18 protein-coding genes and 1 pseudogene are annotated in these 22,206 nt (G+C 71.0%); 12 read left to right on the top strand and 7 right to left on the bottom strand.

Features of this window, described 5'->3' with window-relative positions; translation table 11 throughout:
* The 5 genes and pseudogenes from ACZ4UU_RS31640 to ACZ4UU_RS31620 form a co-directional block, all read left to right on the top strand.
* A pseudogene (locus ACZ4UU_RS31640) lies at window positions 1-488 on the top strand (alpha-1,4-glucan--maltose-1-phosphate maltosyltransferase); the annotation flags it as partial.
* Window positions 485-2,203, top strand: coding sequence for a maltose alpha-D-glucosyltransferase (treS, locus tag ACZ4UU_RS31635; RefSeq protein WP_471906809.1), 1,719 nt, complete (start codon window positions 485-487; stop codon window positions 2,201-2,203). The pseudogene ACZ4UU_RS31640 and the gene treS, both read left to right, overlap by 4 nt.
* Before the next feature lie 41 nt (window positions 2,204-2,244).
* Window positions 2,245-3,606, top strand: a complete 1,362-nt coding sequence (locus ACZ4UU_RS31630; RefSeq protein ID WP_471906808.1) for a maltokinase N-terminal cap-like domain-containing protein — start codon at window positions 2,245-2,247, stop codon at window positions 3,604-3,606.
* A 3-nt stretch (window positions 3,607-3,609) separates the two neighbouring features.
* Window positions 3,610-5,817: a 1,4-alpha-glucan branching enzyme gene (gene glgB, locus ACZ4UU_RS31625; protein WP_471906807.1), complete on the top strand. Its 2,208-nt coding sequence runs from the start codon at window positions 3,610-3,612 to the stop codon at window positions 5,815-5,817.
* Window positions 5,818-5,950: 133 nt separating this feature from the next.
* Entirely contained in the window at window positions 5,951-7,855 is a 1,905-nt protein-coding gene (locus ACZ4UU_RS31620) for an AMP-dependent synthetase/ligase (protein ID WP_471906806.1), read from the top strand.
* 47 nt (window positions 7,856-7,902) lie between these two features.
* Here ACZ4UU_RS31620 and ACZ4UU_RS31615 read toward each other — a convergent pair whose 3' ends face one another.
* Together ACZ4UU_RS31615 and ACZ4UU_RS31610 are read right to left on the bottom strand one after the other, a co-directional pair.
* Complete coding sequence (locus ACZ4UU_RS31615) at window positions 7,903-8,460, bottom strand: hypothetical protein (RefSeq protein WP_471906805.1); 558 nt, start codon at window positions 8,458-8,460, stop codon at window positions 7,903-7,905.
* A 10-nt stretch (window positions 8,461-8,470) separates the two neighbouring features.
* Window positions 8,471-9,073, bottom strand: a complete 603-nt coding sequence (locus ACZ4UU_RS31610) for a hypothetical protein (RefSeq protein WP_471906804.1) — start codon at window positions 9,071-9,073, stop codon at window positions 8,471-8,473.
* 322 nt (window positions 9,074-9,395) lie between these two features.
* Here ACZ4UU_RS31610 and ACZ4UU_RS31605 point away from each other — a divergent pair, with 322 nt between their 5' ends.
* The 4 genes from ACZ4UU_RS31605 to ACZ4UU_RS31590 all read left to right on the top strand — a co-directional run bounded on the left by ACZ4UU_RS31605 (window position 9,396) and on the right by ACZ4UU_RS31590 (window position 14,127).
* Window positions 9,396-10,790 carry an NAD(P)/FAD-dependent oxidoreductase gene (locus ACZ4UU_RS31605; protein WP_471906803.1) on the top strand — a complete coding sequence of 465 codons (1,395 nt, stop codon included), beginning with the start codon at window positions 9,396-9,398 and terminating at the stop codon, window positions 10,788-10,790.
* Between the two features lie 69 nt (window positions 10,791-10,859).
* The gene (locus ACZ4UU_RS31600) at window positions 10,860-13,106 is read left to right on the top strand and encodes an FUSC family protein (RefSeq protein WP_471906802.1); all 2,247 of its coding nucleotides are present in this window, start codon (window positions 10,860-10,862) and stop codon (window positions 13,104-13,106) included.
* A gap of 53 nt (window positions 13,107-13,159) precedes the next feature.
* Window positions 13,160-13,381, top strand: coding sequence for a hypothetical protein (locus ACZ4UU_RS31595; RefSeq protein WP_471906801.1), 222 nt, complete (start codon window positions 13,160-13,162; stop codon window positions 13,379-13,381).
* Between the two features lie 290 nt (window positions 13,382-13,671).
* On the top strand, window positions 13,672-14,127 hold the full coding sequence (locus tag ACZ4UU_RS31590) for a cyclic nucleotide-binding domain-containing protein (protein ID WP_471906800.1): 456 nt from the start codon (window positions 13,672-13,674) through the stop codon (window positions 14,125-14,127).
* 3 nt (window positions 14,128-14,130) lie between these two features.
* Here the strand turns inward: ACZ4UU_RS31590 and ACZ4UU_RS31585 are convergent, their stop codons facing one another.
* Together ACZ4UU_RS31585 and ACZ4UU_RS31580 are read right to left on the bottom strand one after the other, a co-directional pair.
* Window positions 14,131-15,447, bottom strand: coding sequence for an MFS transporter (locus ACZ4UU_RS31585; RefSeq protein WP_471906799.1), 1,317 nt, complete (start codon window positions 15,445-15,447; stop codon window positions 14,131-14,133).
* 78 nt (window positions 15,448-15,525) lie between these two features.
* A complete protein-coding gene (locus tag ACZ4UU_RS31580) occupies window positions 15,526-16,140 on the bottom strand; it encodes a LysE/ArgO family amino acid transporter (protein WP_471906798.1) in 615 nt (204 codons plus the stop codon).
* 66 nt (window positions 16,141-16,206) lie between these two features.
* Between ACZ4UU_RS31580 and ACZ4UU_RS31575 the strand changes: the two genes are divergently transcribed.
* Window positions 16,207-17,127 (top strand): LysR family transcriptional regulator ArgP, encoded by a 921-nt coding sequence (locus tag ACZ4UU_RS31575; RefSeq protein ID WP_471906797.1) that lies wholly within the window; start codon window positions 16,207-16,209, stop codon window positions 17,125-17,127.
* Window positions 17,128-17,257: 130 nt separating this feature from the next.
* Here ACZ4UU_RS31575 and ACZ4UU_RS31570 read toward each other — a convergent pair whose 3' ends face one another.
* Complete coding sequence (locus ACZ4UU_RS31570; RefSeq protein ID WP_471906796.1) at window positions 17,258-17,959, bottom strand: TetR/AcrR family transcriptional regulator; 702 nt, start codon at window positions 17,957-17,959, stop codon at window positions 17,258-17,260.
* Between the two features lie 144 nt (window positions 17,960-18,103).
* On the opposite strand from ACZ4UU_RS31570, the gene ACZ4UU_RS31565 reads away from it, so the two are divergent.
* Window positions 18,104-19,321, top strand: a complete 1,218-nt coding sequence (locus ACZ4UU_RS31565; RefSeq protein WP_471906795.1) for a saccharopine dehydrogenase family protein — start codon at window positions 18,104-18,106, stop codon at window positions 19,319-19,321.
* Window positions 19,322-19,427: 106 nt separating this feature from the next.
* The gene (locus ACZ4UU_RS31560) at window positions 19,428-19,661 is read left to right on the top strand and encodes a WhiB family transcriptional regulator (RefSeq protein ID WP_062717002.1); all 234 of its coding nucleotides are present in this window, start codon (window positions 19,428-19,430) and stop codon (window positions 19,659-19,661) included.
* A gap of 25 nt (window positions 19,662-19,686) precedes the next feature.
* Here ACZ4UU_RS31560 and ACZ4UU_RS31555 read toward each other — a convergent pair whose 3' ends face one another.
* Window positions 19,687-21,510, bottom strand: coding sequence for a sensor histidine kinase (locus tag ACZ4UU_RS31555; protein WP_471906794.1), 1,824 nt, complete (start codon window positions 21,508-21,510; stop codon window positions 19,687-19,689).
* Window positions 21,507-22,202: a response regulator transcription factor gene (locus ACZ4UU_RS31550; protein ID WP_471906793.1), complete on the bottom strand. Its 696-nt coding sequence runs from the start codon at window positions 22,200-22,202 to the stop codon at window positions 21,507-21,509. The genes ACZ4UU_RS31555 and ACZ4UU_RS31550 overlap by 4 nt, the downstream gene beginning before the upstream one ends.
* Window positions 22,203-22,206 lie beyond the last annotated feature (4 nt).

The raw sequence follows: 22,206 nt of genomic DNA, 5'->3' as shown, positions 1-22,206 counted from the left end.
GCTACGAACTGTGCGAGAACACCCCCCTGCGCAAGGGCAGCGAGGAGTACCTCCACTCCGAGAAGTACCAGCTACGCCCCCGCGACTGGGCCACCACCGAGCGCGAGGGCCGCACCATCACACCCCTCATCACCCAGCTCAACGCCATCAGGAGGAGCCACCCCGCCCTCCACCGGCTCAGGAATCTCCGCTTCCACCACACCGACAACGACGCGCTCATCGCGTACAGCAAACGCACGGGTCCGGACACGGTTCTGGTGGTCGCCAACCTTGATCCTCACCACACCCAGGAGGCCACGGTCTCGTTGGACATGCCGCAACTCGGCCTGGACTGGGACGCCTCCCTGTCCGTGCACGACGAACTGACGGGTGAGACCTACCGCTGGGGCCGGACCAACTATGTGCGCCTCGAACCCGGCAGGGCTCCCGCGCACGTACTCCACGTCCAGGCATCGCCACCGCAGATCGGAGGGTCCCCCGCGTCATGACCGTCAACGAGCCCGTGCTGGACACCTTCGAGGACACCCCTGCCAAGGACCGTGACCCCGACTGGTTCAAGCGCGCCGTCTTCTACGAGGTCCTGGTCCGCTCCTTCCAGGACTCCAACGGCGACGGTGTCGGCGACCTCAAGGGGCTGACCTCCAAACTCGACTACCTGCAATGGCTCGGCGTCGACTGCCTGTGGCTGCCGCCCTTCTTCAAATCGCCCCTGCGTGACGGCGGCTACGACGTCTCGGACTACACCGCGGTCCTGCCCGAGTTCGGCGACCTCGCCGACTTCGTGGAATTCGTGGACTCCGCACACCAGCGCGGTATGCGGGTCATCATCGACTTCGTCATGAACCACACCAGCGACCAGCACCCGTGGTTCCAGGAATCGAGGAAGGACCCGGACGGCCCGTACGGCGACTACTACATGTGGGCCGACGACGACAAGCAGTACGCCGACGCCCGCATCATCTTCGTCGACACCGAGGCCTCCAACTGGACGTACGACCCGGTCCGGGGCCAGTACTTCTTCCACCGCTTCTTCTCCCACCAGCCGGACCTGAACTACGAGAACCCGGCCGTCCAGGAGGAGATCCTGGCCGCCCTCCGTTTCTGGCTGGACCTGGGAATCGACGGATTCCGGCTGGACGCCGTGCCCTATCTGTACGCGGAGGAGGACACGAACTGCGAGAACCTTCCCGCGACCCATGAGTTCCTCAAGCGTGTCCGCCGTGAGATCGACGCGATGTATCCGGACACCGTGCTGCTGGCCGAGGCGAACCAATGGCCCGAAGACGTCGTCGACTACTTCGGTGATTACCAGAACGGTGGCGACGAATGCCACATGGCCTTCCACTTCCCCGTCATGCCGCGCATTTTCATGGCCGTGCGAAGGGAGTCGAGGTACCCGGTCTCGGAAATCCTGGCCAAGACCCCGGCCATTCCCTCCGGCTGCCAGTGGGGCATCTTCCTGCGCAACCACGACGAGCTCACCCTCGAAATGGTCACCGACGAAGAGCGCGACTACATGTGGGCGGAGTACGCCAAGGACCCCCGTATGCGGGCCAACATCGGCATCCGCAGGCGGCTCGCCCCGCTCCTCGACAACGACCGGCACTCGATCGAACTGTTCACCGCCCTGCTGCTCGCCCTGCCGGGCAGCCCGATCCTCTACTACGGCGACGAGATCGGCATGGGCGACAACATCTGGCTCGGCGACCGCGACGCCGTCCGCACGCCCATGCAGTGGACCCCGGACCGCAACGCCGGCTTCTCCTCCTGCGACCCCGGGCGGCTCTGTCTCCCCACGATCATGGACCCGGTCTACGGCTACCAGGTGACGAACGTCGAGGCCTCCATGGCCTCCCCGTCGTCGCTGCTGCACTGGACGCGCCGCATGATCGAGATCCGTAAGCAGAACCCGGCCTTCGGGCTCGGCTCCTACACGGAACTCCAGTCCTCCAACCCCGCGGTACTCGCCTTCCTCCGCGAATACGAGGACGACCTGGTGCTGTGCGTGAACAACTTCGCGCGTTTCGCACAGCCCACGGAACTCGACCTGCGTGAGTTCAGCGGACGTCATCCGGTGGAGCTGTTCGGCGGGGTCCGTTTCCCGGCGATCGGCGAGCTGCCGTATCTGCTGACCCTCGGGGGCCACGGCTTCTACTGGTTCCGGCTCTCCCGAGTCGCATCCCGCATCGGTCGACGGCTTTGAGCGTGCGCTCCGAGTCCGTGCCGAGGAAAGGACGGGTCACCATGCAGAAGACCGCATCTCCCCGATCGAGCCGTACGGTCGACGCGAGCCCCATGGCATCGCTCGCCGGGCTGCTGCGCGAATGGCTGCCACGGCAGCGCTGGTTCGCGGGCAAGGACCGGCCCGTCACGGACCTCGCGTTGCTGTCCATGACGGAGCTGTTCCCGGGCTGTCTGCATCTGCTGGTGCACGCGGGTCACTCGGCGGTGCCCGCGCCCGGCGGCGCTCCCCCGGCCGGCGACTGCTACCAGCTGCTGCTCGGCGTACGCCAGCATCTGTCGCCGCGGCTCGGCCGGGCGCTGATCGGGCGTGCGGAGGAGGGTCCGCTGGCCGGGCTCACGGTCTTCGACGCGTTGCAGGACCCCCGCTCGGCGCAGCTGCTGCTGGAACGGCTGCGGCACCCGGGCACGTCGGGCCCGCTGTGCTTCGAGGCCGACCCGTCCGTGTCCGTGCCCGCCGGGCTCGTGCCCCGGCTGCTGGACGCCGAGCAGTCCAACTCCTCGCTGGTGTACGGCGATACGTTCATCCTCAAGCTGTTCCGGCGCATCCAGCCCGGCGTCAACCCCGACCTGGAGCTGTCCGGCGCGCTGGCCGGGCAGGGCTGCCGACGGGTACCTGCCCCGGTGGCCTGGTTCCGGACGACGTACCCCTGGGAGGCCACGCTCGGCGTGCTGCAGCCGTTCCTGCGGGACGCCTCCGACGGCTGGACACTGGCGCTGGACGCGCTGGCCTCGGGCGGCGACTTCACGGCCGAGGCCCGTCAGCTGGGCCGGGCCACGGCGGAGGTGCATCTGGCGCTGGCGGCGGCCTTCCCGTCGTTGTCCCGGGGCGAGAACGACCGTATGGCGGCGGCGATGACCGAGCGCCTGGAGCTCGCCGCGCACTTCGTCCCCGCACTCCAGCCCTATGTCCCGGGCCTGCGTACCGCCTTCGGCGCCCTGGCCGGCTGCGATCCGGGGCCGCCCGCCCAGCGCATCCACGGTGACCTGCATCTGGGTCAGGTGCTGCGGGCCGGCCGTGAGTGGTTTGTCATCGACTTCGAGGGCGAGCCGTCCCGGCCGCTCGCCGAGCGGCGTGGCGTCCACTCGCCGGTGCGGGACATCGCCGGCATGCTGCGCTCCTTCGACTACGCGGCCCGGCAGCGCCGTCCGTGGCGACCGGAGTGGGCGCGCCGTTGCCGGGAGGCGTACTGCGCGGGCTATGCCGGCCTCGCGGGCTGGGACCCGCGCAAGAAGCACGGCCTGCTGCGTGCGTATGAGACCGACCGCGCCGTGTACGAGGTCCTGTACGAGGCCCGGCACCGACCCGACTGGTTGCCCGTACCGATGGCGGCGATCGAACGCCTCGCCGTGAGAGGAGCCTGACCCATGGCCCTGCACGAGATCTCGCGCCCCGAGTCGGCCGGCCCGGGCCGGCACGCCGCCGCGCCCCGCCTGGACCCGGCCGACCGTGAACGCCTGCTGTCCGGCTCCCATCACGACCCGCACGCACTGCTCGGGGCACATCCGGTGCCGGGCGGGATCGCCTTCCGTGCGTTGCGTCCGTTCGCGCGTGCGGTGAGCGTCGTGGTCGACGGCGAGCGCACGGGGCTGGTCTCGGAGGGCGGCGGGCTGTTCTCCGGTGTGCTTGCGCTGGACGCGATCCCGGCCTACACGCTGCTGGTGTCGTACGCCGAGGACGGGTCCGACGAGCGAGAGGTCCACGACCCGTACCGCTTCCTGCCGGCCCTCGGCGAACTCGACCTGCACCTCATCCGCGAGGGCCGGCACGAGGAGCTGTGGAAGGCGCTCGGCGCCGAGCCGATGACCCATCAGGGAGTGGCCGGAACCCGGTTCACCGTGTGGGCGCCGAACGCCCGGGGTGTCCGGGTCGCCGGGGACTTCACCTGCTGGGACGGTACGGCGTTCCCGATGCGGTCCCTCGGGGCGTCCGGGGTGTGGGAGCTGTTCCTGCCGGGGATCGGCGAGGGCACGCGGTACAAGTTCGAGATCACGTCCCGGTACGGCGGCCGGTTCCTCAAGGCCGACCCGATGGCCCGCCGTGCGGAGGTCCCGCCGGACACGGCGTCGATCGTGCACGCCTCGCACTACGAGTGGGGCGACGAGCACTGGATGGCGCACCGGGGCGACGTCCCCGTGCATCAGGCCCCGTTCTCGGTCTACGAGGTGCACCTGCCGTCCTGGCGTCCGGGCCTGACGTACCGGCAGCTCGCCGAGGAGCTGCCCGCGTACGTCGAGGAGCTCGGCTTCACCCATGTCGAGTTCATGCCGGTCGCGCAGCATCCCTTCGCCGGGTCGTGGGGCTACCAGGTCACCGGCTTCTACGCGCCGGCCTCCCGGCTCGGTACGCCGGACGACTTCAAGTACCTGGTGGACGCCCTGCACCAGGCCGGCATCGGGGTCATCGTGGACTGGGTGCCGGCCCATTTCCCCAAGGACGACTGGGCACTGGCCCGGTTCGACGGGGACCCGCTCTACGAGCCTGGAGACTCGCGGCGGGCGGAGCACCCGGACTGGGGGACGTTCGAGTTCGACTACGGCCGCACCGAGGTGCGCAACTTCCTCGTCGCCAACGCCACGTACTGGTGCGAGGAGTTCCACATCGACGGGCTGCGGGTGGACGCGGTCGCCTCGATGCTCTATCTCGACTACTCGCGGGACTCCGGGCAGTGGACGCCGAACGCCTACGGCGGGCGCGAGGACCTGGACGCGATGGCGTTCCTGCAGGAGATGAACGCGACCGTGTACCGGCGCAACCCGGGCGTGGTGACGATCGCGGAGGAGTCGACCGCCTGGGGCGGGGTGACCCGGCCGACCGACAGCGGCGGGCTCGGCTTCGGGCTGAAGTGGAACATGGGCTGGATGCACGACTCGCTCCAGTACATCGCCAAGGAGCCGGTCCACCGCAAGTACCACCACAACGAGATGACCTTCTCGATGGTGTACGCCTACAGCGAGAACTACGTGCTGCCGATCTCCCACGACGAGGTGGTGCACGGCAAGCAGGCGCTGGTCTCCAAGATGCCCGGCGACTGGTGGCAGCGGCGCGCCAACCACCGCGCGTATCTGGGCTTCATGTGGGCGCACCCGGGCAAGCAGCTCCTGTTCATGGGGCAGGAGTTCGCGCAGGGCGCCGAATGGTCGGAGGCACACGGTCCCGAGTGGTGGCTGCTGGATCCCGGGTACGCGTCCGCGGGAGACCACCGGGGCGTACGGGACCTGGTCCGGGACCTCAACACGCTGTACCGGGCGACCCCGGCGCTGTGGGAGCGCGACACCGATCCGTCGGGCTTCCAGTGGGTCGTCGGGGACGCCGCGGACGACAACGTGTTCGCGTTCCTCCGCTTCGGATCGGACGGTGACATCCTGCTCGCCGTCTCCAACTTCTCCCCCGTCGTCCGGCACGACTACCGCCTCTGGGTGCCGGACCGCGTCGACGCCTGGCACGAGACCCTCAACACCGATGCCGCGCACTACGGCGGGAGCGACGTCACCAACCCGGAACCGCTCAAGCCGGAGGACGGGCACATTCGGCTGACGTTGCCTCCGCTCGCCACGGTGTGGCTGTCACCCTGACCGAGGGGAGGTCACCGAACGAGGTCAATTGTCAGTTCTCGACACCGCGCGCTCTCAGCTGGGCTAGATTCGGGCACCGCCGATAACAGTACTCATCGGTGATGTCACACCCGGTACACAACAGGAGCAGCGCATGCGCGACCTCGGCCTCGCTCCCTCCACCGTCACATCCCTGACCGGCGGGCTCGCCGACAGCGTCTTCGAGACGGCGGCCCTCGACCCCACCCTGCCGTTGCTCGCGCGCCGCCCGGACCCCTCCTCCCCCACCTGGGAGGAGGTGACCGCCGTCGAGGTGCGCGACGAAGTGACCGATCTGGCCAAGGGTCTGATCGCTTCCGGGATCTCACCGGGTCATCGCGTGGCCATCATGGCGCGTACCCGGTACGAGTGGACCGTGCTCAGCCATGCGCTGTGGGCGGTGGGCGCCGAGGTGGTCCCGATCTATCCGACGTCGTCGCGCGACCAGGTCGAGTGGATCCTGCGGCACTCCGGCTGTGTGGCCGTGGTGGTCGAGGACGAACAGGCGGTCATGACGGTCGGGTCGGTGTGCGGGGCGCTGCCGCAGCTGCGCCATGTCTGGCAGCTGGACGCGGATGCGCTGCCGCAGCTGGTGGAGCGGGGCGAGTTCGTCCCGCTCGCGACGGTGGAGTCGATGCGCCGGATCGTGCTGCCGGACTCCACCGCGGTCGTCGCCTACACCTCCGGCACGACGGGCCGGCCCGTGGGCTGCGCGCTCAGCCACCGCAACCTGGCGAGCACCTGCGACACCCTGCTCGCGGGCTGGGGGCACAAGGTGGTGCCGCCGGGCGGGCAGGCGTCCGTGCTCGCCTTCCTGCCGTTCTCCCATGTGTACGGCCTTCTGGTGCAGACCTTGTGCATCCGCGGCGGCATGATGATGGGCCACGAGCCCGAACTGCACGAGGAGGCGCTGTCGGCGGCGCTGCGTTCGTTCAGACCGACGTATTTCTGCGGGGTCCCGTCGATCTTCGAGAAGATCTACAAGAACTTCCTGCGTGTCGCGCAACAGGCGGGCCGGGGGGCGCTGTTCGAGCGGGCCGCCGACACCGCACGGGACTTCGCGGCGGCCCTCGAACGGCAGCGGCTGGGCGGCGGACCTGGGCCGGGTTTCGATCTGCGGCTGCAGCACGCCCTGTACGAACGGACGGTGTACCGCAAGCTGCGTGCCGCGCTGGGCGGCCGGGTGCTGCTGGCGACCTCGGGCGGCTCGTCCCTGAACCGTGAGATCTCCTTGTTCTACGAGGGCATCGGCATCTATGTGAACGACGGCTACGGGCTCACCGAGACCAGCGGCGGGATCACCGCGCAGCCACTTGGCCGGGAGATGTCGGGGACGGTCGGTCAGGCGTTGCCGGGCACCGACATCCGCGTCGCCGACGACGGGGAGATCCTGGTGCGCGGGCCGTCGGTGTTCCAGGGCTACGTCCATGACGAGGCCGCGACGCGGGCCGCGCTGCGCGGTGGCTGGCTGGCCACCGGGGACCTGGGACGGCTGGACTCCGACGGCTATCTGACGATCACCGGCCGCAAGAAGGACGTCATCGTCACGAGCAGTGGCAAGAGCGTCTCCCCGGCCTTGCTGGAGCAGCGCCTGAGGATGCATCCGCTGGTCCATCAGGCGGTGGTCGTGGGCGACAACCGGCCCTGTGTCGGGGCCCTGATCACTCTGGACCCGGACTTCCTGGCGTACTGGCGGGAGTCCCTCGCGGTGCGCAGCGACGCGCGGGTGAAGGAGGCGCGCGAGGAGAGCGCGCTGCGGGAGGAGCTCTCGCGGGCGGTGGCCGCGGCCAACAGCGCGGTGTCGCGCTCGGAGTCGATCCGGGTGTTCCGGGTGCTGCCGGCGCCGTTCGACGTGGCCAGCGGCTTGCTGACACCGTCGATGAAGCTGCGCCGGGACGCGATCGTGCGGCACTACGCGCTTCACATCGACGCGATGTACCAGGCGCGCTCGCGTACGCCCAGGGAACACATTGCGGACGAGCTGGCGCACTGGGACGACACGGACAACGTCTTCGGCTGACGCGCCCGGCTCGCCCTGCCGGCCCCACTCGCCCTGCCCGCCCGTGTCTACTCACCCGTGGTGAGCCGTACGACATTGGACTGCTCGCCGAGGACGAAGGCACGCACGCGGTAGGTGGCGTGCAGTTCGTCGGGCAGGGGGACGAAGTCGGTGGTCTCGGTGTCCGGGGGGACGACTGCGACGGGGACGTAGCGGTGGCTCTTCTTGCGGATCTCCAGGAGGAAGCCGTCCTCGTCCGGGAAGTCGTCGGCCCAGCTGAAGCGGAGGGCGTCCGCGAGGTCGGTGCGGGTCGGCCGGACGGTGGGACCGCGGTAGGACCGCAGCCGGTAGTGGAAGGTGGTGTGCGGCAGGAGGTCGGGGTGGCGGTAGCTCGTCACCTGGGGGGCGGGGTACTTCAGGACGGTGTAGGGGCCGCTCTCCTCGGTCGCGAACTCCAGGACGTGGCCCGCGATTCCGGGCCTGGTGTCCTGCCAGTCGAGGTCGATGTCGGTGGGTGTCGTGAGGACACCGCGCAGTGGCCGCTGCGGGTCGGCGGCGTCGGCCGAGCAGGCCGGCAGCGCCAGGATCAGCGCTGCCGACGCCGCGATGGGCGCCTTTCCTCGCATACGGCGACCGCTACTTGCGCCAGAAGCGGATGTTGCTCCACTCCACGGTGGCCTGTCCGCTGCCGCTGTTGGTGCGGTACGCGCCGAACTTGTCGTAGAAGCTGCCGCCGGGGCTCGCGTAGGTGTGCTTGAGCGAGCCGTTGATGTAGGTGCGGTGCTCGGCGCCGACCTGGTGGACGGTATTCACGCGGACGGTCGCGCCGACCGTCCCGGCGCCCGAGAGCGTGCTGCCGCCGTGCACCGCGTAGAGGCGGCCGCCGCGTTCGACGGCGAGCATGAAGTAGGGGCCGGAGCCCGACTCGTGGAAGGTCTGCTTGAGGCTGATCCGGGTGCCGCTGAGGCTGGTGATGCGGAAATAGCCTTCGAACTGTCGGGTTCCTCCGGTGTAGGTGGCGTAGCGTCGTTCAGCCCGTTGGTCGCCGCTCGCGGTGGAGCAGGTGAGCCGGAACGTCAGGCCGTCGACCTGGCCGCAGCCGCGCTCCTGCACGGTGAAGGTCGGTGACACCGACTGCCAGCCGCCGGGCTCGACTTCGGCGAAGGCCTCCGGGGCGGCGAGCAGGGAGGTGGCGCACAGCGCCGTGGTGACGGTGAGGGTGCGCAGGCGTAGGGGCATACTGCCTCCTGTCGGGTGTGGGGGGTGGGCCGCACGTCACACATCTTGGTCACATATCTGAACTGCGGCCCCTGACTTGGACGAGCGAGAGGGAGGCTAGGTCCGGACCAATCAACCGTCAAGAGATCGCGCGTACACGTCTTTCACCACCGAACCGGTGTGCCCCCGCGCCGACTGGGGCAAGGTGGCTGTCGACGAGTTCATCTGCCTGCCGCACCCGGCTGGCGCAGCGGCCGGTGGCGCGGTGGGATCGAGGCGTGCGAAGCCGCGATCCGGGGGCAGGCGAACGAGGTCAGGCACCCCGCCTGGAGCCGCAGAAGGGATGATCACCGTGACACGACCCAGGATCCTGGTGGTTGGCGCAGGCTTCGCCGGAGTCGGATGCGTTCGCCGGCTGGAACGCAAACTGTCCCCCGACGAAGCCGAGATCACCTTGGTGACGCCGTCCTCCTACCAGCTCTACCTCCCCCTGCTGCCCCAGGTCGCCTCCGGCGTCCTGACGCCCCAGTCGATCGCCGTGTCCCTGCGCCGCAGCCGCCGCTACCGCACCCGGATCATCCCGGGCGGCGCCATCGGCGTGGACCTCGCGGCCAAGGTCTGCGTCATCCGCACCATCACCGACGTGACCGTCAACGAGCCGTACGACTACATCGTGCTGGCGCCCGGCAGCATCACCCGCACCTTCGACATCCCCGGGCTCACCGACAACGCGTACGGCATGAAGACCCTGGCGGAGGCCGCCTACATCCGAGACCACGTCATCTCCCAACTGGACCTAGCCGACGCCAGCCAGGACCCGGCCGAGCGCGCGGCACGGCTTCAGTTCGTGGTGGTCGGCGGCGGCTACGCGGGCACCGAGACCGCCGCCTGTCTGCAACAGCTGACCCACAACGCGGTCAAGCGCTATCCGCGGCTCGACCCGAAGCTGATCAAGTGGCATCTGATCGACATCGCGCCGAGGCTGATGCCCGAGCTCGGCGAGAAGCTGGGCAGCGCGGCCCAGGAGATCCTGCGCAAGCGCGGTGTCGAGATCTCCCTGGGTGTGTCCATCGCGAAGGCGGGCCCCGAGGAGGTCACCTTCACCGACGGCCGGGTGATCCCGACCCGCACGCTGATCTGGACCGCCGGCGTCGTCGCCAGCCCGCTGATCGGCACGCTGGGCGCCGAGACGGTGCGGGGCCGCCTCGCGGTGAACGCCGAGATGAACCTGCCGGGCCACGACGGCGTGTTCGCGCTCGGCGACGCGGCCGCCGTGCCCGACGTGGCCAAGGGCGAGGAGGGCGCCGTCTGCCCGCCCACCGCCCAGCACGCCATGCGCCAGGGCAAGGTCGTGGCCGACAACGTCATCGCGGCCCTGCGCGGCCGGCCGCTGCGGCCGTACGAGCACAAGGACCTCGGTCTGGTCGTCGACCTCGGTGGCCGCGACGCGGTCTCCAAGCCGCTCGGCATCGAGCTGAAGGGCCTGCCCGCGATGGCCGTCGCCCGCGGCTACCACTGGTCGGCGCTGCGCACCAACGTCGCCAAGACTCGCGTCATGACGAACTGGCTGCTCAACGCCGTCGCCGGGGACGATTTCGTGCGCACCGGGTTCCAGTCCCGCAGCCCGGCCAAGCTGAAGGACTTCGAGTTCGTCCACGCGTATCTGACGCCGGAGCAGCTGCGGGCGCGCCTCGCCGGGAAGGACGGGGACGAGGCGATCGAGGGGACGGCTGACTGACGTGACGGCCGCGCCGCGAGCCGCCGCCCGCGGTGGGAACGGGGAGAGAGCGGGAGAGAGTACGGCGACGTGAGGGCAGCGGGACGGCCGGTCCGGGCGCGACTGCGGGACCGTTTCGCGGCGTCCGATCCCGGGCTGCTGCGGCTGACCGCCGGGCTGCGCACGGCGGGCGCGATCGCCCTCGCGGTCGCCGTGCTCGCCCTGCTCGGCACCGATGTGACGCACCTGGTCGCCGGCGCCCTGGCGGCGATGGTGGCCACCTTCGCGATCCGGGAGAAGCAGCGCGGACAGCAGGCGGTCACGCTCGCACTGGGACTGCCGGTGGCGCTGGCGTCCATGACGCTGGCGGCGGCCCTGCACAGCAACATCGTGGCCGGGGACGTGGTCTTCGTCCTGCTCATCTTCTGTGCCGTCTACGGCCGCAGGTTCGGCGACCGCGGGACCGCACTCGGTCTGATCGGGTTCCAGATCTACTTCGTGTCCCTGTTCGTCGGCGCCACGGTGTCCGGTCTGCCCGAGCTGTACGGTGCGGTCGCCCTGGCCTTCGGCTGCAGCGCGCTGGTGCGGTTCGTTCTCGTCCCGGAGACGCCGACGGGGGTGCTGGAGCGGCTGCGCAAGGCTTTCCGCGCCCGATTGGCCCAGCTGCTGTCGGCCCAGCTCGAACTGCTCGGCGCCGGTCCGCAGGAGGCGGACCGGGCCCTGGAGCGGGTGCGCGAGGGCACGGCGCGTCTGCACGAGACGGCTCTGCTGATCCAGGGCCGGCTGGCGGAGGGGACCACGGACGAGGCCGTGGCACGGCTCGTGCAACGACGGGTCGCGGACGCCGAGATCGCGGCCGAGCGTCTGGGCCTGTCGCTGCTCGCGGCGCGCGGCGCCGAGCGGGCCGACACCCTGGCCCTGCATCTGCCCGGCGCGCCCGTCCCCTCGGGTGGGCGGCAGCCGGTCCGCGAGGAGGCGACCGTCACGCTGCGCCGGGACCTGGAGGCCCTGCGCCTGCTCGTGCTGCACCCCGTCGGCGAGACCTCCAAGACCGCGCTGTCCCACGTCCGCAACCGGCTGCTCGGCTACCGCGACGAGGAGAACCTGCCCGACGCCTCGCCCGCCGTGCAGGACGCCTTCCGGGCCGTCGGCGAGGCCGCCCGCGCGGTCCTCGGGCTGCGGATCGCCCTCGGCGGACCCCAGGACGAGTCCGACGACAGCCCGGCCACGGCGCGCTCGCGTGAGGAGCTCGACGCGGAGGACGCCGTGCTCGACGCCGACGAGGAGGCGCCCTCGGAGGAGCCCTCCGGGCTGCGCCGGCCCACCACGCGTGCCGCCGTGCAGGTGGCCGTCGGGTCGACGCTGGCGATGGTCGGCGGCGAGCTGCTGTCCCGCGACCGCTGGTACTGGGCGGTGCTGACCTGCTGGATCGTGTTCCTCAACACCGCGTCCACCGGCGAGATCCTGGTCAAGGGCTACCGCCGGCTGCTCGGCACCGTGCTGGGCGTCCTGGCCGGCATCGTGCTCGCGGGCGCGGTCGGGCAGCACACCTGGACGGCGTTCGCGCTGGTGCTGCTGTTCGTGTTCGCGATGTTCTACTCGGCACCGCTGTCCTACACGCTGTCCTCCTTCTTCGTCACCGCCGCCCTGGGGCTGCTCTACACGCTGTTGCACACCTACAGCCTCTCGGTGCTCGTGCTGCGCATCGAGGAGACGGCGCTCGGCGCGGCCTGCGGGGTGATCGCGGCCGCGCTGGTGCTGCCGGTGCAGACGGACCGCCGTACGAACGAGCTCCTCGCCACCGTGCTGGAACGGCTCGGGGAGGTCACCCGCAGCGCCGTCGAGCAGCTCAGCGGCGGGCCGCCGGTCGAGCTGCTGGACCAGGCGCGGGACCTGGACCAGGCGCTGGCCGACCTGCGGGCCGCGACCAAGCCGCTCACGCATCCGGTGACGCCGCTGCGGGCCCGGCGGGAAACCGCGCGCCATGTCGTCGCGCTGCTGGAGACGTGCGCGTACCACGCGCGTTCCCTGGCCGCGACCGCCGAGCTGCTGCCCACCCACCCCTCGATCGCGGCGGATCCCCGGCTGCGCCGGGCCGCGGGGCGTATCGCGCACAACATCGAGACGATCACCGAGCACGTCACCGACGAACAGGCCACGGCCGCGATCGAGACCGGCCCGAGCATCGCCTCGCTCCTGGGCCGCAGCGCCCCCGGCGCACCCCGCTACGGCCGGGTCACCGACCGCGTCCTGCGGCATCTGCAACGCCTCGACGAGGGCGTGGCCGGTCTGGCCCGACCGCTGGGCGTGCCCGTGAAAGCGCCGGACGGCGTGTGAAGGCATCGAGGGAAGGACGGCTCATCGGGGCGATACCGGGGTACGCGGATGTCATGACCGATGTCGTGGACTCAGACGAACTGCTGCGGCGCATGCAGCGCGCCAGGGCCTGTGCCCGGCAGGAGGAGCGGACGTGGCGGGCACGGAGCGAGCAGCTCAGGTCGACCGACCCCGACGCGGCCCGCGACGCCGCCGTACGCACGGTGGCCTATGAAACCGTGATCACGGTACTGGAGGAGATTCTGACCCCGGGAAGGCATCCCGAACGGCCTTGAAACATCGATCGGAGTGAAACCGGTCACGTAACCCGGTCCTGGCTACGCAGAATCCGCCAAGATGGTTTACGGTTCATACATACGTGGTCACGGGGTAGACAGTCTCGTCCCCCGCACCACCACTTACGGCCCTGGCTGGCCTCCCCCGTCCAGCCAGGGCTTTTTAATGCCCTCGCACGCTCTCGGTTTACGAAACCGTCCGCCGCCGAGGTGCTCACCGCGGCGGTAGCGGCTGAAATGGACGCAGGGAAAGCACCGGTACCTCAGTCGTCGGCGAGGAGCCCTGTGTCATGACCAAAGCGATCAAACTGCTGACCGCCCTTCCGTCACCTCAGCGCCAGCGTCTGATGGCGCTCGCCCGGGAGGTCTCCTTCCCGGAGGACACCCGGATCTTCGAGGCGGGCGGCACGGCCGACCGCTTCTGGGTCATCCGCTCGGGCGCCGTCTCCCTCGACCAGCGGGTGACGTCGATCCAGCGGGTGACCGTCGCCAGCCTCGGCTCCGGCGACCTGCTGGGCTGGTCCTGGCTGTTCCCGCCGTACCAGTGGGATTTCGGCGCGGAGGCCTTCAGCCCGGTACGCGCCTACGAGTTCGACGCGGCGGCGGTGCTGCGGCTGTGCGAGGAGGATCCCGGCCTTGGGATGTCCCTGGTCCGCCATGTCGCCGAAATCCTCGCGCACCGGCTGGAGTTGACGCGCGGCAGGCTGATGGAGCAGTACGGCCACCAGCGGCGCGGCGCGCTGTGAGGCTCAGACGCGATAACGGCGCAGCGCCGGCACGAGCAAAGCCAGGCCGACCATGAGGACGACGACCAGCAGCCCGCCGCCCACGGTCGCCGTACGCGCCCCGAACGCCGAACCCGCCGTGCCGTGCAGCACGTCGGCGAGGCGCGGTCCGCCTGCCACGACCACCGTGAAGACGCCCTGCATCCGGCCGCGCATCTCGTCGCTGGCGGCGGACAGGAGGATCGCGCCGCGGAAGACCATCGAGACCATGTCGGCGACCCCGGCGAGGGCGAGGAACGCCACGGCGAGCCACAGGCTGTCGCTCAGTCCGAAGCCGGTGATGGCGGCGCCCCAGGCGACGACCGCGCCGATCACCATCCAGCCGTGCCTGCGGGCCCGGGAGAACGTGCCGGAGAACAGCCCCCCGGCGACCGCGCCGATCGGGATCGCCGCGAACAGCAGCCCGAGCGCGAGCCCTTCGCCGTACGACCCGTAGGTCTCGCCGGCGAGTTGCGGGAACAGGGCGCGGGGCATGCCGAAGACCATCGCGACGATGTCGGCCAGGAAGGACAGCAACAGCACCTTGTGCAGGGCGATGTAGCGGAAGCCGTCCGCGATCTCCCGTACGCCCGCCCGGCGTTTGACGGTGCCGCCCGGAGCCGCCAGGGGCGGCAGCGCGGGCAGCCGTACGACCGCCCAGAGCGTGACGCACAGGGCCAGCGCGTCGATGAGGTACAGCTCGGCCAACCCGATCACGGGTATGAGCACACCGGCCAGCAGGGGTCCGACGACCTGTCCGGTCTGCATGACGGTGGAGCCGAGGGCGTTCGCCGCGGTCAGTTCCTCGGCCGGCACCAGTCGGGCGATGGAGGCGTTGCGGGCCGGGGCGTTGAGCCCCCAGAACGCCTGCTGTACTGCGAGCAGCACCATCAGCACGGCCACCGACGCTAGGCCGGTGACGGCCTGGAGCCAGAACAGCACCGAGGTGACCGCGATACCGCTGTTGGTGATCAGCAGCAGCTTGCGCCGGTCCATGCTGTCCGCGACGGCCCCACCCCACAGGGCGAACACCACGAGCGGCAGCAGTCCGGCGAGGCTCGCGGCGCCGACCCACGCCGAGGAGTGCGTGATGTCGTAGATCTGCTTGGGCACCGCGACCGCGGTGAGCTGGCTGCCGACGGCCGTGACGATGGTCGAGGACCACAGCCGGCGGTAGGCCGGGCGGCGCAGCGGCCGGGTGTCCATGGCCCAGCGGCGCCGCCCGCGTCGCCGGGTCGGCACCGCGCAGAGGTCCTTCTCCGGTGGCTCCTGTGGTTCGGTACTGCTCTCGCTGGTGTCCACGCGCGTCCTGGATGCTCGTTACATCTTTCCGGTCGGGGATCACTATCGCAGCACCGGCCAGGTGTTCGGACCCGCGTCTCAGCTTCCGGCGAGGAGGCCGACGCCGAGGGCGATCATCGTCGCGGCGACCAGCCCGTCCAGGACCCGCCAGGCCGTCGGCTTCGCGAGGTGGCGGCTGAGCAGCCGGGCGCCGAAGCCGAGGGCGGCGAACCAGCACAGGCTGGCCAGCGCGGCACCGAGCCCGAACGTCCAGCGCATCGGGCCGCGGTCGGCGGCGACCGTGCCGAGCAGGAAGACGGTGTCCAGGTAGACGTGCGGGTTCAGCCACGTCATCGCGAGGCACGTCAGCACCGCCCGCCGCCGTGACCCCGCCGCGTCGCCTTCCGTCACCAGAGCACCAGCCGGCCGGAACACCCGGCGGGCGGCGAGCGCGCCGTAGCCGAGCAGGAACGCCCCGCCGACCCAGGCCACCGCTGTCAGCACCCCCGGCCAGGCGACGACCACCGCGCCGACGCCGGCCACGCCCAGGGTGATGAGGAGGGCGTCGGACAGGGCGCAGATGCCGACGACGGCGAGGACGGCGTCGCGGCGGATGCCCTGACGCAGGACGAAGGCGTTCTGCGCGCCGATGGCGACGATCAGGGTGAGGCCGGTACCGAATCCGGCGGCAGCGGTGGTCAAGGCGTCGTTCATGGCATCGACGCTAGGGACACGGCCGCCGCGCGTACAGCTAAAGATTCTTACGTATCATTAGCTGCCGTGAAGGCTCCCCTGAGGACCGAGTTGACCGAGCTTCCCCTCGACCAGGTGCGGACGCTGCTCGCGGTCGTCGACGAGGGCACCTTCGACGCGGCCGCCGCCGCGCTGCATGTGACGCCGTCGGCGGTGAGCCAGCGGGTGAAGGCGCTGGAGCAGCGGACGGGGCGGGTGCTGCTGGTGCGGACGAAACCGGTGCGGCCGACCGAGTCCGGCATGGTCGTCGTCCGGTTCGCGCGCCAGCTGGCCCGGCTGGAGCACGACGCCCGGACCGAGCTCGGCATGAACGACGCCGAGGACACGACCCGGGTGTCGATCGCGGTCAACGCCGACTCCCTGGCCACCTGGTTCCTGACGGCGCTCACCCGCGTACCGGACGAACCCCGGCTCTGCTTCGAGCTGCGACGCGAGGACGAGAGCCGTACGGCGACGCTGTTGCGGGAGGGACTGGTGATGGCCGCCGTCACGTCCTCACCCGACCCGGTGGCGGGCTGTTCCGTGCGGCGCCTCGGCCGGATGCGCTACCTGGCAGCCGCGAGCCCGGAGTTCGCCGAGCGGCACCTCGGCACCTCACTCGCGGACGCACTGGCGCGGGCGCCGGTCATGACCTTCGACCGCAGCGACGACCTCCAGGACGCCTTCGTCCGCACGCTCCGCCGCGGCCGCACCGGCGCGAGCCCCGTACGCCACCACATCCCCACCTCCGAGGGCTTCCTGTCCGCCGTCACCGCCGGCCTCGGCTGGGGCATGATCCCCGAGGTCCAGGCAGAACCACTCCTGAAGACCGGCCGCCTGGTACAGCTGGCCCCGGACCGACCGGCCGACGTCCCGATGTACTGGCAACAGTGGAAACTGGACTCACCGGCACTGGAAGCGGTGACGAAGGCGGTGACGTCAACGGCGACGGAAGCGCTGCGCGCTTGAGCCAGCAGCCGGTCCTGCGACGCCTCAAGGGGTGCGGGGCTGTATCGATGTGCGGCTCCGCCGCGTGGGCGCGACCACCCCCAACGGCGCCGCACTCCCAGAACAACCTGGCGTGGCACCCCCTGCGGAGCTACCCCGCTGCCAGCTGCGCAGCGGCACTGTCCAACAACATCTCCAACGCCGTCGGATACGCACTGTCCACCATCCGCGCCGCCAGCAACGGCGCCGCCTCGGCGATCCGCGGGTAGTCGGCCCGCGGCAGCCGCGCATACGTCGACCCCCACATCCCCTCGTCAGCGCGGAGCGCCTCGCTCGGCAGGGCCAGCGCCGCCGCGTCCAGCGCCGCGAAGGCCAGCGCCTGGTCGATGAAGGCGTGGTAGATCCGCACGGTGTCCGGCAGCGGAAACCCGGCGGTGCGCAGTACGTCCAACACCGTCTCGTCGGCGGCGAGTTCATTGGGCCGCCCGGTGACCCGGCTGGTCGTGAGCGCGGCGGCCTGCGGATGGGCGACGTACGCGGCGTGGACGCGCAGCCCGATGGCACGCAGGTCCGCCCGCCACTCCCCCGTCCGTTCCCAGCCGTCCAGCGCCTGGCCCATGAGGGCGTCGCCGATGGCGAGGGTCAGATCGTCCATGCCGCGGAAGTACCGGTACAGGGTGCTCGGGTCCGCGTCGAGGGCGAGGCCCAGTCGGCGGGCGGTGAGACCGGCGCTGCCGTGTTCGCGCAGCATGCGCAGGGCCGTCTCGACGATCAGCCGCTCGGACAGCACGGTGCCGCTTTTCGTGGGACGGCGTCGGCGCCGCTTCTCCTCCGGAACGACCGGTTTCGGCACGCTGACCTCCGTCCTTCCCGTCCTGCCTCCCTTATGCCAACGCCATTGACCTTACGTGAACGGACCGCGTTGTATCTCGGGCGGGGCCCCACCTCGTCGTAGACCTTCAAGCCCGTGGACCTTCAAAGCCGAGGGAGTCTTGTCATGCGTGTACTGCTCGTGGGTGCCGGTGGAGTGGGTACCGCCATCACCCGGATCGCGGCCCGGCGTCCGTTCTTCGAGGCGATGGTGGTCGCCGACCACGACCCGGCGCGCGCCGAGGCGGCCGTGGCGGCGCTCGGCGGCGACGCCCGCTTCCGGGCCGAGCGCGTCGACGCGAGCGACGAGACGGCGGTGACCGCGCTGCTGGAGCGGCACGCGTGCGACGTACTGCTCAACGCCACCGACCCGCGTTTCGTGCTGCCGCTGTTCCGGGCGGCGCGTGCCGCCGGAGCCACGTATGTCGACATGGCGATGTCGCTGTCCCGGCCGCACCCGCAGCGCCCGTACGAGGAGTGCGGGGTCAAGCTGGGCGACGCCCAGTTCGAGCAGGCCGCGGACTGGGAGAAGGCAGGCGCGCTGGCCGTCGTCGGGATGGGCGTGGAGCCGGGGCTGTCGGACGTGTTCGCCCGGTACGCGGCCGACGAGCTCTTCGACGAGATCGAGGAGATCGGCGTCCGCGACGGCGCGAACCTCACCGTCGACGGCTATGAGTTCGCGCCGTCCTTCAGCATCTGGACCACGATCGAGGAATGCCTCAACCCGCCCGTGGTCTACGAGGAAGGCCGCGGCTGGTTCACCACCGAACCGTTCAGCGAGCCCGAGGTGTTCGACTTTCCCGAGGGCATCGGGCCGGTGGAGTGCGTGAACGTGGAGCACGAGGAGGTGCTCCTGGTGCCGCGCTGGGTCGACGCACGCCGCGTGACCTTCAAGTACGGCCTGGGCGAGGAGTTCATCGGCACGCTGAAGACGCTGCACCTGCTGGGCCTGGACCGCACCGAGCCGGTGAGCGTGCCGGGCGCCGACGGGCCGGTGCGGGTGTCTCCCCGGGACGTCGTCGCCGCGTGTCTGCCGGACCCGGCGACGCTGGGCGAGCGGATGCACGGCAAGACCTGTGCGGGCACCTGGGTGCGGGGCGTCAAGGACGGGCGGCCGCGCGAGGTGTACCTCTACCACGTGGTCGACAACCAGTGGTCCATGAAGGAGTACGGCAGCCAGGCCGTGGTCTGGCAGACCGCCGTCAATCCGGTCGTCGCCCTCGAACTCCTCGCCGGCGGCGCCTGGTCGGGCGCGGGCGTGCTGGGCCCGGAGGCCTTCCCGGCCCGGCCGTTCCTGGATCTGCTGACGGCGTACGGCTCTCCGTGGGGCATGCGCGAACAGTGACCGGATTCGCCGGTGTCCGACGGGGTTTCACTTGCGCATCGACAGGCGACTCGAAAACGAGTAATGCATCCACCGAGGGCACATACGACGATCGCAGGTGACTTTGATGGACGACTGGCGAGACCACGCCGCCTGCCGCCATGAGGACCCCGACCTCTTCTACCCGATCGGCACGTCCGGACCGACCGTGTTGCAGACGGAGCAGGCGAAGGCCGTCTGCCGGCGCTGCTCGGTCCGGGAGCAGTGTCTGCGCTGGGCACTGGACATGGACCAGTTCATCGGGATCTGGGGCGGCACGAGCGAGACCGAGCGAAGGGCCCTGCGGCAGCGCGCCGGCTGAGCGGCCGGAACCGGCGCGGCCCCCGTCACTCGGGCGCCGCGCCGGCCGGCAGCCGCAGCGTGAACACGGCACCGGCACCGGGCTCGCTCGCCGCGTCGGCCGTACCCCCGTGCGCGGCTACGAGGTGCCGGACGATCGGCAGACCGAGCCCACTGCCTCCGGTACGCCGACTGCGGGACTTCTCGGCACGCCAGAACCTGTCGAAGACGTACGGCAGTTCCTCGGCGGCGATCCCGCTCCCGGTGTCGATGACCTCCAGGACGACGTCGTCGCCGTCGCGTCGGGCGGCGAGCGTGACGGTGCCGTCGTCAGGGGTGTGCCGCAGGGCGTTGGAGACGAGGTTGCCGAGCGCCTGGCGCATCCGGACGGGGTCGGCGTCGAGCCAGCAGGTGCCGACCGCCGTGGTGTCGAGGGTGACGCCGGCGGTGTCGGCGGCGACGCGGTGGGCGGCGGCGACCTGGTCGAGGAGTTCGTCGGCGCGGACGGGCTCGCGATGCAGACGCAGCGTGCCGGCGTCGGCGGCGGCGAGGTCCTGGAGGTCGTCGATGACGCGCTGGAGGACGAGCGCCTCCTCGTGCAGGGCGGCGAGCAGGGTCGGGTCGGGGTCGACGACACCGTCGCGGGTGACCTCCAGCCAGCCGCGGATGTTGGTGAGCGGGCTGCGCAGTTCGTGGGCCACGTCGCTGACCATCGCCTTGCGCTGCGCCTCCAGCCGTTCCCGGCGCTCGGCGAGTTCGTTGAAGGCCGCGGCGAGGATGCCGGTCTCGTCCCGGGTGGTGACGGGGACCCGGGCGTGCAGCTCGGGCGGCTGCTGGGCCGCCTCCGTCAGCGCCCGCAAGGGCCGTACCAGCCGGGTGGCGACCACGGCGGTCACGGCCACGGTGACGGCCAGCACGAGCCCCGCGGCGCCGACGACCTTGGCCTTGTTGGCAGGCGACATGTCGAACCGGACGGCGGTGGTGTCGCCGACGCCGAGGAACAGCTCGGCCACGGGGGCGACGTACGGGTCGAGTTGGGCATGGCGTGCCGCGTCGACGCACCGGTGCGCCTCCCGCACGGCAGCGCGGTCGCCGGGCCCGGCGAGCTTGCCCATGAGGTAACGGGTGCCGAGCCGTTGCTCGGTCACGTCGACCGCGACGAAGTTCTGCGACCGGGGGCTCAGCCCGCGCCGGTCGAGACACTTCCGAGCTCGCTCGGACAGGTCGGACAGGGCCTTGTCCTCGGTCGGTGTCGGTGTGTTGAGCAGGCCGTCGGCGCACTCGTCGGGCACGACCCCGCCCGCCACGGGCCCGTCGTGGTCGGTGACGACCGGCCGGCCGCTCGGCGTCTGGACGACGGTGGTCTCGTAGCCGTTGCGGGCGAAGCACCTCCGCCGCGTCTCGGCGAGCTTCTCCAGCTTGGCCCGCTCCTCGTCGGTCACCCGGTACGGGCCCACCACCCGTGGGTCGACACCACCGCGCTGCGCGCCGCGCTCGGTGAAGGTGTCGACGTGCAGCGGGTCGACGGTGGCGGCGGCGCGCGGCGGCAGGGAGGAGCCGGGCGGGGCGGAGTCGGCGATGGTCCGACGGTCCGTGGTGGTGAGGGCGATACGGCGGCCGGTGCGCGCGGACAGCTCGCGGACCGTCCCGTGGACGCCCTTCCAGTCCGGGTGGGTCGCGGCGTATCCGCTGAGCCGGGCCAGGACGTCCATGTCCTCCGCGAGGACCTGTCCCTGCTCCTCCCGCAGCGCCCGGGTGGTCGTCTCCACGGCCAGCCAGGCCGTCGCCGCCACCGAGCACACGGCGATCAGCACCGAGGCGATGAGCAGCCGTACCGACAGGCGCTTGCGCAGCGGTACCCGCCGGCTCACGCGCGGCCGCCGCTGAGCTTGTAGCCGACGCCGAACACGGTCAGCAGCCGCACCGGCCGGCGCGGGTCGGGCTCGATCTTCCGGCGCAGGTTCATGATGTGGACGTCGACGGCCCGCTCGGTGGAGGCCCGGTCGATGCCCCGGGTGCACTCCAGCAACTGCCGCCGGGAGAAGACCCGTTCGGGTTCGGTGACCATCGCCAGCAGGATCTCGAACTCGGCCGGCGTGCACTCCACCGCCGCCCCGTCGCACCGCACCTCGTGCCGTACGGGGTCGACGGCGAGCCCGGCGGCGCGTACGACGGGCTCCTCCCGCCGGCCGCCGGTCCGCCCGCTGCGTCGCAGCACGGTCCGGATGCGGGCCATCAGCTCGCGTGGGCTGTACGGCTTGGTCATGTAGTCGTCGGCGCCGAGTTCGAGTCCGAGCAGGACGTCGTCCTCCGCCGAGCGGGCCGTGAGCATCAGCACCGGGATGTCGTCGTCCCGGCGCAGCACCCGGCACACCCCGAAGCCGTCGATCACCGGCAGCATCAGGTCCAGGACGACGAGGTCGGGCCTGAGCTGCCGGGCGGCGTCGAGGGCGGCCGGACCGTCGTGGACGACGGTCGCGGTGTGCCCCTCCGACAGCAGGGAGCGGCGTATGAGTTCGGCCTGCATCTCGTCGTCCTCGGCTACCAGCACATGTGCGCACACGCGG

It is taken from the genome of Streptomyces sp. NPDC028907 (assembly GCF_055564995.1).
The sequence above is the reverse complement of the archived record's forward strand: the minus strand, read 5'-3'. Positions and strand labels throughout refer to the sequence as shown.

What these genes read in the sequence shown, in the direction of transcription:
- ACZ4UU_RS31560 (WP_062717002.1), top strand. Translation starts at nt 19,428, where the DNA reads ATGGACGACTGGCGAGACCACGCCGCCTGCCGCCATGAGGACCCCGAC.
- ACZ4UU_RS31595 (WP_471906801.1), top strand. Translation starts at nt 13,160, where the DNA reads ATGACCGATGTCGTGGACTCAGACGAACTGCTGCGGCGCATGCAGCGC.
- ACZ4UU_RS31615 (WP_471906805.1), bottom strand. Translation starts at nt 8,460, where the DNA reads ATGCGAGGAAAGGCGCCCATCGCGGCGTCGGCAGCGCTGATCCTGGCG.
- ACZ4UU_RS31605 (WP_471906803.1), top strand. Translation starts at nt 9,396, where the DNA reads ATGATCACCGTGACACGACCCAGGATCCTGGTGGTTGGCGCAGGCTTC.
- ACZ4UU_RS31610 (WP_471906804.1), bottom strand. Translation starts at nt 9,073, where the DNA reads ATGCCCCTACGCCTGCGCACCCTCACCGTCACCACGGCGCTGTGCGCC.
- ACZ4UU_RS31565 (WP_471906795.1), top strand. Translation starts at nt 18,104, where the DNA reads ATGCGTGTACTGCTCGTGGGTGCCGGTGGAGTGGGTACCGCCATCACC.
- treS (WP_471906809.1), top strand. Translation starts at nt 485, where the DNA reads ATGACCGTCAACGAGCCCGTGCTGGACACCTTCGAGGACACCCCTGCC.
- ACZ4UU_RS31590 (WP_471906800.1), top strand. Translation starts at nt 13,672, where the DNA reads ATGACCAAAGCGATCAAACTGCTGACCGCCCTTCCGTCACCTCAGCGC.
- ACZ4UU_RS31580 (WP_471906798.1), bottom strand. Translation starts at nt 16,140, where the DNA reads ATGAACGACGCCTTGACCACCGCTGCCGCCGGATTCGGTACCGGCCTC.
- glgB (WP_471906807.1), top strand. Translation starts at nt 3,610, where the DNA reads ATGGCCCTGCACGAGATCTCGCGCCCCGAGTCGGCCGGCCCGGGCCGG.
- ACZ4UU_RS31630 (WP_471906808.1), top strand. Translation starts at nt 2,245, where the DNA reads ATGCAGAAGACCGCATCTCCCCGATCGAGCCGTACGGTCGACGCGAGC.
- ACZ4UU_RS31620 (WP_471906806.1), top strand. Translation starts at nt 5,951, where the DNA reads ATGCGCGACCTCGGCCTCGCTCCCTCCACCGTCACATCCCTGACCGGC.